Source organism: Methylobacterium sp. B1 (assembly GCF_000333255.1).
Lineage (GTDB): Bacteria > Pseudomonadota > Alphaproteobacteria > Rhizobiales > Beijerinckiaceae > Methylobacterium > Methylobacterium fujisawaense.
Genome location: NZ_BACT01000144.1, coordinates 1 through 15,683 on the forward strand (window position 1 = coordinate 1; position 15,683 = coordinate 15,683).

The following is a 15,683-nucleotide window of genomic DNA, read 5'->3' on the forward strand; positions in this document are numbered from 1 at the left end:
GGACCTGTTCAGTACTGGATTAAGATCTTCGCGATCGCCTTCGCCATGGGCGTCGTGTCGGGGCTGGTGATGTCCTACCAGTTCGGCACGAACTGGTCGGTCTTCTCCGACAAGACCGGCCCGGTGCTGGGCCCGATGATGGCCTACGAGGTGCTGTCGGCCTTCTTCCTGGAGGCGGGCTTCCTCGGCGTGATGCTCTTCGGCATGACGAAGGTCGGGCCGCGGCTGCACTTCGCCGCGACGCTGATGGTGGCGTTCGGGACCTTCTTCTCGGCCTTCTGGATCCTGTCGGTGAATTCCTGGATGCAGACGCCGGCGGGTTACGGCACGAACGCGGACGGCCAGTTCGTGCCGCTCGACTGGTGGGCGATCGTGTTCAACCCGTCCTTCCCGTTCCGTCTCGTTCACATGGTGCTGGCCGCCTATCTCACCACCGCCCTGGTGGTCGGCGCGGTCGGCGCGTGGCACCTCCTGCGCGACCGGTCCAATCCGGCTGCCCGGACGATGTTCTCGATGGCGATGTGGATGGCCGCGCTGGTGGCGCCGGTCCAGATCCTCGCCGGCGACGCGCACGGCCTGAACACGCTGGAGCACCAGCCCGCCAAGGTCATGGCCATGGAGGGGCACTACCAGAGCCACCCGGACGGCGCGCCGCTGATCCTGTTCGGCCTGCCCGACCAGGAGACCGGCACCGTCCGCTACGCGGTCGAGATTCCGAAGCTGTCCTCGCTGGTGCTGAAGCACGATCCGAACGCGCCCCTGAAGGGGCTCGACAGCCTGCCGCGGGCGGAATGGCCGCCGGTGCCGATCGTGTTCTGGTCGTTCCGCATCATGGTCGGTCTCGGGATGCTGATGCTGCTGCTCGGCGCCCTGAGCCTCCTCGCCCGCTGGCGCGGGACGCTCTACGCGTGGCCGCCGCTGCACCGCTTCGCGGTGGCGATGGGCCCGGCCGGCTTCGTGGCGGTGCTGGCCGGCTGGATCACCACCGAGGTCGGGCGCCAGCCCTACACGGTCTACGGCCTGCTGCGCACGGCGCAGTCCGCCTCGCCGCTCCACGCGCCCGCGGTGGCGGCCTCGCTCACCGCCTTCGTGGTGATCTACTTCGCGGTCTTTGCCATGGGCACCGCCTACATCCTCCGCCTGATGGCCAAGCCCCCGCATGCCGGCGAGCGCGGCATCGAGCCCGGCGTGCCGATCCGGACGGCGGGCCTCACCCCCGCCCCGGCGATCGATCCCGACCGCCATCTCCAGCCGGCCGAGTGAGGAACCCATGGCCTACAGCTTCGACCTCACGGTGGTCTGGGCGTTCGTGATCGCCTTCGCGGTCTTCGCCTACATCGTCATGGACGGCTTCGATCTCGGCATCGGCCTCCTGTTCCCCCTCCTGCGGCCCGGCGCGGAGCGGGACACCGCGATGAACTCGGTCGCCCCGGTCTGGGACGGCAACGAGACCTGGCTCGTGCTGGGGGGCGGCGGCCTGTTCGCCGTCTTCCCCCTGGCCTACGCGGTGATCCTGCCGGCGCTCTACGCGCCGATCATCGCGATGCTGCTCGGCCTGATCTTCCGCGGCGTCGCCTTCGAGTTCCGCTGGCGCGATCCCCGCCACCGCGCCGCCTGGGACGTGGCCTTCGCGGGCGGCTCGCTGGTGGCGACCCTGGCCCAGGGCATCACGCTGGGCGCCCTCCTGCAGGGCATCACCGTCGAGGGGCGGGCCTATGCCGGCGGCTGGTGGGACTGGCTCACGCCCTTCAGCATCCTCGTCGGCGCGAGCTTGGTCGTCGCCTACGCACTGCTCGGGGCGACGTGGCTGGTGATGCGCACCGAGGGCCAGCTCCAGGCGCAGGCCCGGCGCTATGCCCTGGGCCTCACCGTGGCGACGGTCGCGGCCATCGCCCTCGTCAGTGCCGTGACGCCGTTCCTCCAGGGCCGCTACGCCGAGCGCTGGCTGGCGATGCCGAACGTGCTCGTCACCGCGCAGGTGCCGCTGCTCGTGGCGCTCGCCGCGTACGCCCTGTGGCGGGCCCTGCGCAGCGGCGCCGAGCGGGCGCCTTTCCTGATTGCGCTGGGCCTGTTCGCCCTGACCTTCCTGGGGCTGGGCATCAGCATCTTCCCCGACGTCGTGCCGGGCCGGATCACGATCTGGCAGGCGGCCGCTCCCGAGGCGAGCCAGGTCTTTCTCCTCGCCGGCGCCTCGGTTTTGATCCCGATCATCCTATCCTACACCGCGTACGCGTACTGGGTTTTCCGCGGCAAGGTCGACGCGCACGGATATCACTGATGGCACCCGCATCGGCACAACCCCTCTGGAAGCGCCTCGCTTGGTTCGCGGTGCTCTGGGCCTCGAGCGTCGTCGGCCTCGCCTTCGTGGCGACGCTCCTCCGGTTCTGGCTCAAGTCCTGATAAGCCGGGGGCGACCCCGTACCTTCCCCGCGTCGGACCCTCGCCGTGCAACTGCCTCCCCTCGTCCAGACCTTCGTGCTGCACTTCGGCGAGATGGGCTCGCGCTGGGGCATCAACCGGACCGTGGGGCAGATCTACGCCCTGCTGTTCGTGGCCGAGCGGCCGTTCAACGCCGACGAGATCGTGGAACGGCTCGGCGTGTCGCGCTCCAACGTCAGCATGGGCCTGAAGGAACTGCAGGCCTGGAATCTCGTGCGCCTCCAGCACCGGCCGGGCGACCGGCGCGACTACTTCACGACGCCCGAGGACATCTGGCAGATCGTCCGGACGCTGGTCGAGGAGCGCAAGAAGCGGGAAGTCGATCCGACGCTGACCCTCCTGCGCGAGCTCCTGATGCAGGACGCCGCCACCGAGGAGGAGCGGCACGCCCAGGAGCGTCTCAAGGAGATGCATGACCTCTTCGAGCTGTTCGCGGGCTGGTACGCCGACGTGCGCCGCCTCGAAACAGAGCGCCTCGTCCAGCTCCTCACCCTCGGCGCAAAGGTCCAGAAGGTGCTCGAGATGAAGGATCGCCTGACCCGTCTGCCGGGGCGGATCGGCGGTCTGGCATCCAAGCCGGACTGAGTCGGCCGGATGCGCCGGGGCGCACGGCTTTGTCAGGTCCGATCAGGCCCGGGCGAGAGCACGCCGGTAGAGGGCGATGAGGGAAGTGCCGACATGCTCGATATGGCCGCGCAGGCAGGCCGCGGCCTCCTCAAACCTGCGCGCCTCGCACAGGTCGAGGATCTGCGCATGTTCGCTGAGGGCGCGGGTCGCGTCGTTGGAGGTCGAGATCTGCAGCCGCGTCGGCCGTTCGCAATCCTGCAGCAGTCCGGACACGATCGTCAGCGACCGCGGGCGATTGGCGTGGCGGAGCAGGTCGAGATGGAAACGGCTGTTCAGGTCGCCCCATCGGAGGACCTCGCCCGTCTCCAGCGCCGCGCCGTACTCCTGCGCGAGCGCGTCGAGATCCCGGATCTCGTCGTGCGACAGATGAGGGGCCGATAGCAGCAGCAATTGCGGCTCCAGCTGGACGCGCAGCTGGAAGATGTCCTCGACCTCTTGCAGCGACAGACCCGTCACGACCGCACCCCGATGCGGCATGATCTTCACGAGATTACTGGCTTCCAGCTGGAGCAAAGCTTCGCGGATCGGGATCCGGCTGATCCCGAATTCCTCAGCCAGGGCATCCTGGCGAAGCTGCACCCCGGGCGGCAGGTCTCCGTTCAGGATTTGCTGACGCAACGAGTCCGCGACGGCCGCGGACACGGTCTTGTGCCGCAGCCGATCTGGCGCGGGTCGGCCGGGGACCGCAGGGGACATCAACGCCTCGCCGAATGTATACATTTATGCAGGACACCGTCATGCCGCGGAAACGCTCGCATGTCCAATGCCAGATTGTCCTGAGCGAACTTGAGGTTGCAAATTTGCGGGCCCCTGCGGTTTGGTTGTACGTCTCGGCCCCCGCCCGCGAGGTCATTCCGCCGGCAGGGACATCATGCGACTCGCCTGCTGATCGCCGATAACGCACGCAGACGTGGACGGCACTGATCCAGATTGCGAAAACCAGGACCGAAACCGGGTGGGGTACGGCCCCGTCGCGCGGCCTATCGTTCTGGCGGATCGCGCCGGTGGTGCGGATCGGCCCAAGGCGACTGGGCGAGGGTCTGCCCCAGGTATGCGATCAGCGCCGTCACCCGCGCGGGCCTCGGATCGCCGGGGGGCATGACGAGATGCAGCGCGATCGGGGGCGGCGACCAAGCGGGCAGGACCCGTTCGAGGCGCCCGGCCTCGAGGTCCTCCCAGATCATGAAGTCCGGTTGCAGGGCGAGGCCGAGACCGGCCCGAAGCGCCGGTGTCAGGGCCTCGGCATTGTTCGCCCGAAGCTGGCCCGCGGGCACCACGACGGCCTCGGTCCCGGCTCCGTCCACGAATCGCCAGCGATCGGGCGTCGGCAGGTAGGCGTAGCCGAGGCAGGTGTGATGGACGAGATCGTCCGGATGTTCGGGCCTGCCGTGCCGGTCGAGATAGGCGGGCGTGGCCACCAGCGAGCGGCGGATCCCGCAGAGCCGGCGCGCCCGCAGCGATGAGTCGGGCAGGGCGGCGATGCGCAGCCCGGCATCGAATCCGCCCCCGACCAAGTCGACGACCGCGTCGGACAGGTGCAGGTCGACCGAAACGGATGGGTATTGCTGCAGGAAGGCCGGCAGAATCGGCGCCACGTGCATCACCCCGAAGGTCATCGGCGCGGCGAGGCGCACGAGGCCCCGCGGCTCTGTGGCGCTCGCCGTCGCGAGGGCCTCGGCGGCCTCACCTTCGGCCAGGATGCGTGCGGCGCTGTCCTTGGCGCCTTGCCCAGCCGCCGTGAGGGCGAGTTTCCGGGACGTGCGGTTGAACAGACGGGCACCGATCCGGACCTCGAGCCGGCTCACCGCCTTCGAGACCGTGGCCTTCGACAGGCCGAGCTCCGTGGCAGCCCGACCGAAGGAGCCGGTCTCCACCACCTTGGCGAACACCGCCCAGGCCTCGAAATCAGGCAATCGCATCGGTCATTTCCAGAAACGATAGGTTTCCATCGTTTCTATTTTCGCGAGACATGGCAAGGGGCACATTCCCGTCATCGAGACACGCCGCCCTCCGCGGTGGCCTGTCGGGAGACATCGCCATGGTTCAGACCGGCCTCCATCATGTCACGGCCTTCTCCGGCCCGGCCCTCCGCAACCTCGACTTCCACACCCGCGTCCTCGGGCTGCGTCTGGTGAAGAAGACCGTCAACTTCGACGATCCGGGCACCTATCACCTGTATTACGGCGATGCGGCCGGGCGCCCGGGCACGATCCTGACCTTCTTCCCCATCGAGCACGCCGCGCCGGGCCGCGTCGGGATCGGCGAGACCCAGGAGACCGCCTTCCGGGTTCCCCGCGCCTCCATCGGCTGGTGGACCCATCGCTTCATCGAGAAGGGCGTCGCCCACGAACCGCTCGTTCAGGTCTTCGGCGCGCCGACCCTGCGATTCCGCGATCCGGACGGCATGATGCTCGCCCTGGTGGGTGTCGATGTCGGCGATGCGGAGGGATGGGCGTCGAGCGAGGTACCGGCCGAGCATGCGATCCGCGGCCTCCACGGGGTGACGCTGCTCCTCGACAGGGCCGAGCCCACGGCCGCGATCCTCACGGAGGTGCTCGGCCTGCAGGAGGTCGGCCGCGAGGGCAGCCTGATCCGCTTCGCGGGCAGCGCCGAACTCGGCGGGCTCGTCACCCTGCGGGCGGTGGGCGGCTTCCTCCCCGGACGGCCGGGGGCGGGCTCGGTCCACCACATCGCATTCCGGGCGGCGGACGACGCCGCGCAGGCTGCGATGGGGCAGGCGCTCGCGGCGCGGGGCCTGCACGTCACGGAGCAGCGCGACCGGCAGTACTTCCGCTCGGTCTACTTCCGCGAGCCCGGCGGCGTGCTGTTCGAGATCGCCACGGACGCGCCCGGCTTCGCGGTGGACGAGCCGATCGAGGCCCTCGGCCAGGCGCTCAAGCTCCCCGCCGGCCTGGAGCCGCACCGGGCCGAGATCGAGGCCGTCCTGCCCAAGGTCGCCTGAGCCGCGACACCATCATGCCCGCCCCGCATCCGTGCGGGGCGGGACCGCGCCCCATCAGCCGTGAGGCCATCATGACCCAGGATACCACCGGCTTCATCCACCGCTTCGAGCCCGGTCCCGACACCGCGCGTCCCCTGCTGCTCCTGCACGGGACCGGCGGCGACGAGAACGACCTCCTGCCCCTCGGCCGCATGGTCGCGCCGGAGGCCGCCCTGCTCGCGCCGCGCGGCGGCGTCAGCGAGAACGGCATGCCGCGCTTCTTCCGGCGCCTGGCCGAAGGCGTCTTCGACGAGGCGGATCTCCGTCGGCGCACCGGCGACCTCGCCGCCTTCGTGGCGGCGTCCCGGGAACGGTACGGCCTCGGGGCCCCCCTGGCTTTGGGATTCTCGAACGGCGCCAACATCGCCGCCTCGCTGCTGATGCTCCGGCCGGAGACCCTGATGGGTGCCGTGCTGATCCGCCCGATGGTGCCGTTCGCCGAGCCCCCGGCCGCGGACCTCGCGGGCCGGCCGGTCCTGATCCTCTCCGGGGCGATGGACCCGATCGTACCCGTCGAGAATGCAAGGCGCCTCGCGCAGCAGCTTTCCGCCTCCGGGGCGCGCGTGGAGCATAGGATCCTGCCGGCCGGACACGGCCTGTCGCAGGCCGATGTCAGTCAGGCCCTCGCATGGCTTCGCAGCCTCCCACGCCCCGAAGCGGCCTGATTCCGCAACTGACGACAGGATGGAGCGATTGACGATGTCCCCGATTTCCTCTCCCGGCGCGACCGCCCTGCTGCCGGTGGCCGGCCGGGTCCTGATGAGCGCGATCTTTCTCGTGAGCGGCGCCGGCAAGCTCGCCGCCCCCGCCGCGACGCTCGCCACCATCGAGGCCGCCCATCTGCCGCTGCCGCCTCTCGCCTACGCGGCGGCGACAAGCGTGGAGGTCGTCGGCGGGCTGCTGCTCATCGCCGGCTACCGCACCCGGCTCGTCGCCCTGATCCTCGCGCTCTTCGCGGTCGCCACCGCGGTGACCTTCCACGCGGCCCTCGGCGACCAGAACCAGATGTTCCACTTCCTGAAGAACCTCGCCATGGCCGGCGGCTTGCTCCAGGTCGCGGCCTTCGGGGCCGGTCCGTTCAGCCTCGACGCGCGGCAGGGCCGGGCCTGACCCGTCCTTCGACTGTTGCGACTATCGGGAGACCACCATGCCCTACTTCACCACGCAGGACGGTACGCAGATCTACTTCAAGGATTGGGGCACCGGGCAGCCGGTGGTCTTCAGCCACGGCTGGCCGCTCAACGGCGACGCCTGGGAGGACCAGATGCTGTTCCTCGGGCAGCACGGGTTCCGGGTCATCGCCCATGACCGCCGGGGGCACGGTCGCTCCGAGCAGCCCTGGTCCGGCAACGACATGGACACCTATGCGGACGATCTCGCCGGGCTGATCGCCCATCTCGACCTGCGCGACGCGGTGCTGGTCGGCCACTCCACCGGTGGCGGCGAGGTCGCCCGCACCATCGGGCGGCACGGCACGGCGCGCATCGCCAAGGCGGTGCTGGTCGGGGCCGTGACGCCCCAGATGGTCCGGACCCCCGCGAATCCGGGCGGCCAGCCCAGGGAGGTGTTCGACGGCATCCGCGACTCGGTCCTCCGCGACCGGTCCCAGTTCTTCAAGGACCTGAGCGGCCCGTTCTACGGCGCCAACCGACCGGGCGCCGCTGTCAGCGACGGTCTGCGGGACACGTTCTGGATGCAGGGCATGATGGCCGGCCTGCGGAACGTGCACGCCTGCGTGGCGGCCTTCTCGGAGACCGACTTCACCGCGGACCTGAAGCGCATCGACGTGCCGACCCTGTTCGTGCACGGCGACGACGACCAGATCGTGCCGATCGACGCCGCGGCGCGCGCCGCCGTCAAGCTCGTGCCGAACGCCGTGCTGAAGGAGTATCCGGGCGCCCCGCACGGGCTGGCCGCCACCCACAAGGACCGGCTCAGCGCAGACCTGCTCGCCTTCATCCAAGGTTGAGGAGACCGGCGGCCTTTCCCGCGCGGGTCCGGGCTCCTAAAGCCTGCGACGGGCCGCACGCCGCGGTCCGTCAGACCCGAACCTCCGCACGGATCCTCGCATGCCGACCTCCGACGCACCCCTCGCCCTCGGGATCATCGGCGCGGGCATCATGGGCGAGCGCCTGCTCGGTGCGATCCACGGGGCGGCTGATTCGCCCGTGCGGGTCGCGGCGATCTGGGATCCGGCCCCGGAGGCCCTGGCCCGGATCGGCGCGGCCTTCCCGGCGGTGCCGCGCGTAGCCGACGCCGCCGCGGTCGTGGCGGCGAGCGACTGCGTCTACGTCGCCTCGCCGCCCGCCTCGCATCTCGACTATGCCCGTGCCGCCCTGGCCGCCGGCCGGAGCGTCTTCTGCGAGAAGCCGCTTGCCATCGATCTGGCCGATGCCCGCGCCTTCGTGGCGGACACCACGGGTGCCGGCGCGGTCAATTTCCCGTTCGCCTCGTCGCCGGGCGTGGCGACGATCGAGCGCTGGATCGAAGCGGGCGCGGTCGGCACGCCCCGGGCGCTCACCATCGCGGTGGCATTCGCTCGCTGGCCGCGCCCCTGGCAGGCCGACGCCGCGCACTGGCTCGACGCCCGGGCGGAGGGCGGCTTCACCCGCGAGGTGGTCTCGCATTTCCTGTTCCTGGCCCGCCGCCAGCTCGGCCCGCTCCAGGGTCTCGCCGGACGGATCGCCTTCCCGGAGCCGGGCCGGTCCGAGCGCGCGATCGACGTGACGCTCAGCGCGGGTGGGATTCCCGTCACCCTGACCGGCCGGGTCGGGGGCGTCGAGGCCGACGACCACAACACGTGGACGCTGGAGGGCGACGCGGGCGCCGTCCGGCTGCGCGACTGGGCCATCGCCGAGCGTCGGGGCGCCGACGGGCGCTTCGAGCCGGAGCCGGACGCGATCCCCAACGAGCGGCTGCGGCCGATCACCCTCCGGCGACAGCTTGAGGGCGTCGTCCGGATGGCCCGCGGCGAACCCCACCCCCTCGCCACCTTCGCGGAGGCGCTCGCCGTGCAGGAGGTCGTCGAGGGTATCCTGGCCTTGTGAGGGCCGGGCGCGGGCCCGCGCCCGAAGAACGAACCCGCCGAGGCTCCGCCGTCTTCGAGCGGAGGGCGGCCATCCAGGCCGCGGGACGCGGGTTGGCCTCTCGTTACCCTGGATCGCTGCGCTCGCGATGACGGAGCGGACCGGGACCGAGCGACCCGGACCGTGAGGCGTTCAGCTTCCTAGCAGGTCGACCAGGAACGGGATCAGCGGCGCGTCGGCGGGCGGCATGGCGAGATCGCGCAGCGCCTTCGGCCGCACCCATTTGAGCGCCTGTCCCTCCATCGGGCGCGGCGTGCCGGTCCAGCGCCGGCAGACGTAGAGCGGCATCAAAAGGTGGAAGTCCGGATAGGCATGGCTGGCGAAGGTCAGCGGCGCGAGGCAGGGCTCCTCGACCCGGATGCCGAGTTCCTCGGCGAGCTCCCGGATCAGGGTCTGCTCGGGGCGCTCGCCGGGCTCGACCTTGCCGCCGGGGAACTCCCACAGGCCGGCGAGCTGCTTGCCCGCCGGACGCTCGCTCACCAGCACCCGGCCGTCGACGTCGACGAGGGCCACGGCGACCACCAGGAGCAGGCGCAGCGCGCCGCCTTCGAGCCCGCTCATTGCGCCACCGCGAAAGCGGCCGAGACCTCGGAAGACATCTGTATCGTGCCCGCCTCGATCGGCACCCGTCGCCCTTTGGCGGCCATCGGTGCCGCGCGGGCCATCTCCAGCGCCGGGCGGTACGGTGTCCCGACCGTGGTGGTCAGCGTGCAAAGCGCGCCGAGCTTGGCCCCGACCGCCTCGGCGAGCGCCTCGGCCCGGCTCCGGGCGTCCCGGGTCGCCGCGACCTGAAGGGCTGCTTCGCTCTTGTCCGGGTCGCGCAGTCCGAAGCTCACGCCGTCGATGCGGTTCGCCCCGGAGTCCAGTGCTTGCCGGAGAAGGTCGCCGAGGCGGTCCATATCGGCGAGGCGGACCGTGACGAGGTTGCTGGCGCGGTAGCCGTCGGGCTCCTCGGTCACGGCGCCTCCGGGCCGGGCGACGGTGCGGGTCGCCGTCTGCAGGGTGACGGCGGCCGTCCCGATATCGGCCGGCGGGACCCCGAGGGCACGGGCCTGCGCCGAGACGCCGGACACCGCCTTCGAGGCCGCGTCGAGGGCGGCTGCCGCGGTCGCGGCGCGCGCCTCAATGCCGACGGTCACCTCGGCGAAGTCCGGTGCCCGCGTCTCCGCCGCGCGTCCGACGACGCTGATATGCCGCTTGCACGCCGCGTCGTCGGCCTGAACCGGGGCCGCCAGGACCGTGACCAGCAGGGCGCCGGACAGGATGGCCCTCACGAGCGGTAATCCCCGTTGATCTCGACATAGGCCTTGGTCAGGTCGCAGGTCCAGACGCGGGCATTGCCGTCGCCCAGGCCGAGATCGACCCGGATCTCGATCTCCGGTTCGCGCATCACGGCGCTGGCAGCCGCTTCGCTGTAATCGGGGTCGCGAGCGCCCTGGACGGCCACCCGGACGTCGCCGAACCAGATCGCGAGCCGGTCGCGGTCGGCGGGCTCGCCGGCCTTGCCCACGGCCATCACGACGCGGCCCCAATTGGCATCCTCGCCGGCCACCGCGGTCTTCACCAGCGGCGAGTTGGCGATCGACATCGCGATGCGGTGCGCGGAGGCGTCGCTCTCGGCGCCGGTGACCCGCACGGTGACGAACTTGCGCGCGCCCTCACCATCCTTGGCGACAAGCTGGGCCAGCTCGATCAGCAGGCCGTCGAGCGCCTCCCGGAAGCCGGCGAGACGCGGGTCGGCGGGATCCGTGATCGCCGGATGGCCGGCCCTGGCGGTGGCGAACAGCATCAGCGTGTCGGAGGTGGACGTGTCGCCGTCCACCGTCACGCAGTTGAAGCTCGTCTTCGTGCCCGCCGAGAGGAGCGCCTGCAGCACGTCCTGCGGCAGGGCCGCGTCGGTGAAGACGAAGGACAGCATCGTCGCCATGTCGGGGGCGATCATGCCGGCGCCCTTGGCGATCCCGTTGATGGTCACGGGCACGCCGGCGATCTCGGCCGTGCGGGTGGCGAGCTTCGGGAACGTGTCGGTGGTCATGATCGCGCGGGCCGCCGCATTCCAGGCGGCCGGTCCATCCTCGGCCCGGGCCGCGCACTCAGCGAGCACGCCCTCGAACCGCTCCGCCGGAAGCGGCTCGCCGATCACGCCGGTCGAAGCCACGTACACCTCCCCCGTGCGGCAGCCCGCCGCCTGCGCGGCGATCTCGACGGTGCGCGCCACCGCGTCGCGTCCGAGCCGGCCCGTGAAGGCGTTGGCGTTGCCCGAATTGACCACCAGCGCCCGCGCGGATCCGTCGGCCAGGGCGTCGCGACACCAATCCACCGGCGCCGAGGGACATTTCGACCGGGTGAACACCCCCGCGGCCCGGGTGCCGGATTCCAGCGCGACGTAGAGCACGTCGGTTCGGCCGCTGTAGCGGATCCCCGCCTGAGCGGTGGCGATGCGCACGCCCGGCAGGGGGGGCAGCTCGGGCATCGCGGTGGGCGCCAGCGGGGAGACGGGAGGGGCTTTCGCGGATGACATCGGCTCAGGCTCCGGCACGCGCGGCTCAGGTTCCGCGGCGGCCCGGTGTTGCCCGCGCGACCCCTGCGGCGTCAACCGTGTGCTCAGCCTATGGCCACGCTTCGAGCTGCTTCGGTTTTGTGCACCGACGGCGCCGAATACGGCGGTATCACGGCGTCGGGCTTGCGTGTGGATTGCATCCCAGCCTAGCATGCTGCATCGCAAAGTCAGCGCGAGGTCGAGTGCGGAATGCCCCCAGCCGACGTCGAGACTGCCTCGGGCAGCCTTCCCCAGGGCAGCTGCTATCGAATCCAGGTTCTGGTGGTCGGCTGCCACAAGCGCTGGCGCGACGAGGTCTCCGCGCAAGTCCGGATGCTGGGTTATCAGGTCACCGCCTGCGATCGCGGCGTCGATGCCATGACGGTGCTGGCCCTCGGCCTCCCCGTGGATGTGATCGTGGTGGATACCGCGCTCCAGGGGGGATTGTGCTGCGCGCAGCTCGCCGTCGAGGCGCGGGCCCTGCGCCCGGCCCTGCGCATCATCCTCGCCAGCGACCCGGTGGACGCGATGGAGCCGGAGGCGTCGGCCCGCGTGCCCGACGCGCTGCGCGTCCCGCGCGACCAGCTTCAGAACGGCATGGTCGCCACGATGATGCGCGAGGCGCTGGCGAACCGCGCGGCCTGAGGTCCGGCGCGACGGCCTGAGGGGCCTCGCAAGGCGTCGAGCGAATCGCGGCCGACGCGACTCACGACGTCGCCGCGCCTCCGTGCCGGTTCGGGACTGTTGCAATCGGGACGGCCCGCTCGATGTCAGCAACGCGGGCCGGGCCGCACGGCAATCCAAATGCAGCGGCCGCGTGATCCGGTGAAAGAGGGATCCGCGCGCAGTTTTAGCGCGGCTCAGCAGCGGACACGCGCAAGTCGAAGCTTTCTGGCGGCCCAGGACGCGTTGTCAGAACTGGTCTATCGCGACGAGAACGCCCCGATTGCCGTTTGCGCGTGCCGCCCTGCGTCTGCGGCTGACTTGCCTGGCCTGAATATCAAATATATCTCAATACATTGCCGCCAAATATATATAGTACAAGTTGAACTTGATCGCGTGACACGATGTTGTCATGATTGAGGCGTCTATCGTTCGGCCGAGAACTTGGCCTGTTCCGTGGAAGATGCGCCTGTGAGAACTGGGATACGCTCTCGCCTCTACGCGGGATTTGCGATGCTCGTCATGATCACGGGTATCATCGGTGCATTCGCGATCTACCAGCAAGGAGTGATCAGCGAAGACCACGCGCTCCGGGAGCGGGTGGAGCGGGGTGCGCAATCGGTCCTGATGATCGACGGTCACGCCGCACGCCTCATCGGAACCGCCGAACGGTACCGGATCCAGCCGGATCCCGATCTGATCGTCGCGATGGAGCAGGCCCGGCGGGCGATCGAGCAGACCTGCGACAAGTACTTCTCGCTGGCCATGACCGACGGCGGGCGGAAGCTGTACGACGACGTGCGGGAGGCCGCCCGCGCGATGAAGCCGGAGCTGGAGCGCCTTGCGGCCTCGGGCGCGACCCTGCGTGAAGCCAGGGCGAAACTCTACGAGACCGGCAATACACTCACCGTTCTTCTCGGAAACCTGCTCGCGGATGTGCGCGCCCGAGGCGGCGAGGCAATGCTGGCGCGGATCGAGCACATCGAGAATGCCGTCCTGCGGTCCCGCATCGCATCGGCCCGCTTCGTGATCGGCCTGGATCCGCAGGACCGCAGCACCTTCGAGCAGCGGGTCGAGCAGGCTCTTGCGGCCCTGGATGCGTTCAAGGACACGCAGGGCGGCGCGGTCTTCGCACAGCAGGTCAGGGCCGTTCGCGACGCGCTGGTCGCCGCCGCGACCGGCTTCCGTGCGTACGATCAGGCGGTGGCTTCGGCAAAGGCGACGTTCGAAACCGGGATCAAGCCCCACACCGACGCGATCGAACGGCTCGGCATCGCGCTGCGCGACCGGATCGTGGCCGCCGGCGAGAAGATTTCCCGGGAGACCGCGTCGGCCGCGTCACGGGCCCGCTACATCCTGATCGGCCTCGTCGGCGCGGCCCTGCTCCTCGGGGGCGTCCTGGCCTTCATGCTGGCCCGCAGCATCATCCGGCCGATCGCCGGCATGACGGAGACGATGACGCGGCTGGCCGGCGGCGACCTTCAGGTCGTGGTGCCGTACCGCGACGCGGCCGACGAGATGGGCGCGATGGCCAAGGCCGTCGACATCTTCCGGCAGAACGCGGTCGCCCGAGCGGAACTCGAGGCGGCGCAGGCTGCCGAACGGGAGGCTCGCCTGCGCCGGGCCGAGCGGGTCGAGCAGCGCGTCCAAGCCTTCCAGGCGAAGATCGCCGCCTCGCTCGCCATCGTCACGGCGGCGACCAGCGAACTCGACGCGACCGCGCAGGCGATGACCCGGGTGGCCGACAACACCAACAGTCAGGCGGTGACATCGAGCTCGGCCGCCGCGCAGACCTCGGCCAATGTCCAGACCGTCGCGGCGTCCGCCGAGGAGATGGTCTCCTCGCTTCAGGAGATCGAGCGGCAGGTCGTGCGCTCCAACGAGGTGGCCGGTCACGCCGCCCACGAGGCCGAGGCGACCAACGCCGCCATGGCGAGCCTGCGCGCCGCCGCCGAGCAGATCGGCGCCGCCGTGATCATGATCTCCGGCATCGCGAACCAGACCAACCTGCTGGCCCTCAACGCCACCATCGAGGCGGCGCGGGCCGGCGAGGCGGGGCGCGGCTTCGCCGTTGTGGCTTCCGAAGTGAAGGAGCTCGCTTCGCAGACGGCGCGGGCCACCGAGGAGATCGGCGGCCAGATCGCCGCGATCCAGGCGGCCTCGGGGCAGGCCGCGGAGGCGATGGCCCAGATCGGCCGCACGATCGCCGCCGTGAACGAGATCAGCGGCGCCATCGCCGCGACGGTGGTGCAGCAGACGGCCGCCACGAGCGAGATCTCGCGCAATGCCGGTGAAGCGGCGCGGGGCACGGAGAATGTGTCGGCCAATGTCACGCGCGTGCTGGCCGCCGCTCGCGAGACCGGCAGCGCAGCCGCGCAGGTCCAGAGCGCTGCGTCCGAGCTTGCCACCCAGTCATTGACGGTCAAGCGCGAGGTCGACAGCTTCCTCGACGACATTCAGGCCGCATGAAGGCCAGGGCGGCCTAGATGGCGGCGGTGTCGGTCTCGTCGCCGTCGCGCGTCCGCCGCTCGCGGGGGCGTCGATCGAGGAAGGAGCGGCCGAGGGCGCGCAGGGGCGCCGTCAACCGACGGACATCCTCGGCGCGTTCCATGACGCGCTCGCCGTTGCGGATTTCCTTGTCGAGCTTCGCCATCGTCCGGGCCAGGGCCGGGTCGTCGTCGTCGAGCCAGACCTGGGTCACGCGGGCGAAAGCGATGACCACGCCCTGCAGCTTGAGCTGTCCGAGGGGGCCTTCGGTGTCGATCCCGGCCGCCGCCAGCATGTAACGGTGCGAGTTCAGCATCACGCCGTTCAGCGCCAGCATCGACAGCGGCTCGCCGCGCAGCGCGTAGGCGATGCGGCGCAGGGCGGGCTTGTAGGGCTCCATCGCATCGATGCGGCGCATCAGAACGTCGAACAGCCGCTCCCGGGTGGGCTCCTCCTCGAGGCCGGCGAGATCGCCCTCCAGGACCTTGCGGTCGATGATGCGGGTCAGGCCGCCGAGCACGGCGCCCTTCGACGGGAACAGGTCGCGCAGTTCGGCGAGCGTCAGACCCGCCTCCCGGGCGATGTCGCTCACCTCGATGTCGTTCCAGGGCTGCTCGGCGGCGAGCCGCATCAGAGCCTCGACGGCGGCCTCCCGGGGCGGCAGCTTCGGCGCGCTATCCTCCGGCGCCGCGCCGGCGCTCCGCGCCGCGCCATCCTGAGCGGAGGCCGCGGGGGCGACGCTCTCGGGGGCGCTGCTCGCCTTGGGGGACGTCGCGCCCTTTGCGGGGAGCTTGGAAGTGGCTCTGCTGTCGGTCATGGATTGGTCCGCCCGGTCTGTCGG

Annotated in this window: 17 protein-coding genes; 11 read left to right on the forward strand and 6 right to left on the reverse strand. The window is 70.6% G+C overall.

All coding sequences use genetic code 11. From position 1 onward, the window contains the following. The 4 genes from I53_RS04070 to I53_RS04085 form a co-directional block, all read left to right on the forward strand. On the forward strand, positions 1-1,263 hold a 1,263-nt coding region (locus I53_RS04070), incomplete at its 5' end, for a cytochrome ubiquinol oxidase subunit I (RefSeq protein ID WP_043346960.1). A 7-nt stretch (positions 1,264-1,270) separates the two neighbouring features. Further along, positions 1,271-2,278 carry a cytochrome d ubiquinol oxidase subunit II gene (gene cydB, locus I53_RS04075; protein ID WP_043346962.1) on the forward strand — a complete coding sequence of 336 codons (1,008 nt, stop codon included), beginning with the start codon at positions 1,271-1,273 and terminating at the stop codon, positions 2,276-2,278. Next, entirely contained in the window at positions 2,278-2,400 is a 123-nt protein-coding gene (locus tag I53_RS04080) for a DUF2474 family protein (protein ID WP_043346965.1), read from the forward strand. Before cydB ends, I53_RS04080 begins: the two co-directional genes overlap by 1 nt. Before the next feature lie 45 nt (positions 2,401-2,445). Then, positions 2,446-3,024: a GbsR/MarR family transcriptional regulator gene (locus tag I53_RS04085; protein WP_043346968.1), complete on the forward strand. Its 579-nt coding sequence runs from the start codon at positions 2,446-2,448 to the stop codon at positions 3,022-3,024. Between the two features lie 42 nt (positions 3,025-3,066). Here I53_RS04085 and I53_RS04090 read toward each other — a convergent pair whose 3' ends face one another. Both I53_RS04090 and I53_RS04095 read right to left on the reverse strand, forming a co-directional pair. Further along, positions 3,067-3,762 carry a GntR family transcriptional regulator gene (locus tag I53_RS04090; RefSeq protein ID WP_043346988.1) on the reverse strand — a complete coding sequence of 232 codons (696 nt, stop codon included), beginning with the start codon at positions 3,760-3,762 and terminating at the stop codon, positions 3,067-3,069. A 284-nt stretch (positions 3,763-4,046) separates the two neighbouring features. Then, a complete protein-coding gene (locus I53_RS04095; protein WP_043346969.1) occupies positions 4,047-4,985 on the reverse strand; it encodes a LysR family transcriptional regulator in 939 nt (312 codons plus the stop codon). 119 nt (positions 4,986-5,104) lie between these two features. On the opposite strand from I53_RS04095, the gene I53_RS04100 reads away from it, so the two are divergent. From I53_RS04100 to I53_RS04120, 5 genes are all read left to right on the forward strand, one after another. Beyond that, entirely contained in the window at positions 5,105-6,028 is a 924-nt protein-coding gene (locus I53_RS04100; RefSeq protein ID WP_043346971.1) for a ring-cleaving dioxygenase, read from the forward strand. 71 nt (positions 6,029-6,099) lie between these two features. Then, the gene (locus I53_RS04105; RefSeq protein WP_043346973.1) at positions 6,100-6,732 is read left to right on the forward strand and encodes an alpha/beta hydrolase; all 633 of its coding nucleotides are present in this window, start codon (positions 6,100-6,102) and stop codon (positions 6,730-6,732) included. A 34-nt stretch (positions 6,733-6,766) separates the two neighbouring features. Continuing rightward, positions 6,767-7,177: a DoxX family protein gene (locus I53_RS04110; RefSeq protein WP_043388964.1), complete on the forward strand. Its 411-nt coding sequence runs from the start codon at positions 6,767-6,769 to the stop codon at positions 7,175-7,177. A gap of 37 nt (positions 7,178-7,214) precedes the next feature. Then, a complete protein-coding gene (locus I53_RS04115) occupies positions 7,215-8,036 on the forward strand; it encodes an alpha/beta fold hydrolase (RefSeq protein WP_043346975.1) in 822 nt (273 codons plus the stop codon). Between the two features lie 100 nt (positions 8,037-8,136). Beyond that, positions 8,137-9,114, forward strand: a complete 978-nt coding sequence (locus I53_RS04120; protein ID WP_043346977.1) for a Gfo/Idh/MocA family protein — start codon at positions 8,137-8,139, stop codon at positions 9,112-9,114. A 171-nt stretch (positions 9,115-9,285) separates the two neighbouring features. On the opposite strand, the gene I53_RS04125 is transcribed toward I53_RS04120, so the two are convergent. Genes I53_RS04125 through argJ form a run of 3 tightly spaced genes read right to left on the reverse strand, consistent with a single transcriptional unit; the run spans position 9,286 to position 11,674 of the window. Beyond that, positions 9,286-9,714 (reverse strand): (deoxy)nucleoside triphosphate pyrophosphohydrolase, encoded by a 429-nt coding sequence (locus I53_RS04125; RefSeq protein ID WP_043346979.1) that lies wholly within the window; start codon positions 9,712-9,714, stop codon positions 9,286-9,288. Continuing rightward, on the reverse strand, positions 9,711-10,427 hold the full coding sequence (locus I53_RS04130; RefSeq protein WP_043346980.1) for an SIMPL domain-containing protein: 717 nt from the start codon (positions 10,425-10,427) through the stop codon (positions 9,711-9,713). The genes I53_RS04125 and I53_RS04130 overlap by 4 nt, the downstream gene beginning before the upstream one ends. Next, complete coding sequence (gene argJ, locus I53_RS04135; RefSeq protein WP_043346982.1) at positions 10,424-11,674, reverse strand: bifunctional glutamate N-acetyltransferase/amino-acid acetyltransferase ArgJ; 1,251 nt, start codon at positions 11,672-11,674, stop codon at positions 10,424-10,426. Before argJ ends, I53_RS04130 begins: the two co-directional genes overlap by 4 nt. 228 nt (positions 11,675-11,902) lie before the next feature. On the opposite strand from argJ, the gene I53_RS04140 reads away from it, so the two are divergent. Then, a complete protein-coding gene (locus tag I53_RS04140; protein WP_043346983.1) occupies positions 11,903-12,337 on the forward strand; it encodes a histidine kinase in 435 nt (144 codons plus the stop codon). A 540-nt stretch (positions 12,338-12,877) separates the two neighbouring features. Next, on the forward strand, positions 12,878-14,824 hold the full coding sequence (locus I53_RS04145; protein ID WP_083935962.1) for a methyl-accepting chemotaxis protein: 1,947 nt from the start codon (positions 12,878-12,880) through the stop codon (positions 14,822-14,824). Between the two features lie 13 nt (positions 14,825-14,837). On the opposite strand, the gene I53_RS04150 is transcribed toward I53_RS04145, so the two are convergent. Next, positions 14,838-15,659, reverse strand: a complete 822-nt coding sequence (locus I53_RS04150) for a hypothetical protein (RefSeq protein WP_043346986.1) — start codon at positions 15,657-15,659, stop codon at positions 14,838-14,840. Between the last annotated feature and the right edge of the window lie 24 nt (positions 15,660-15,683).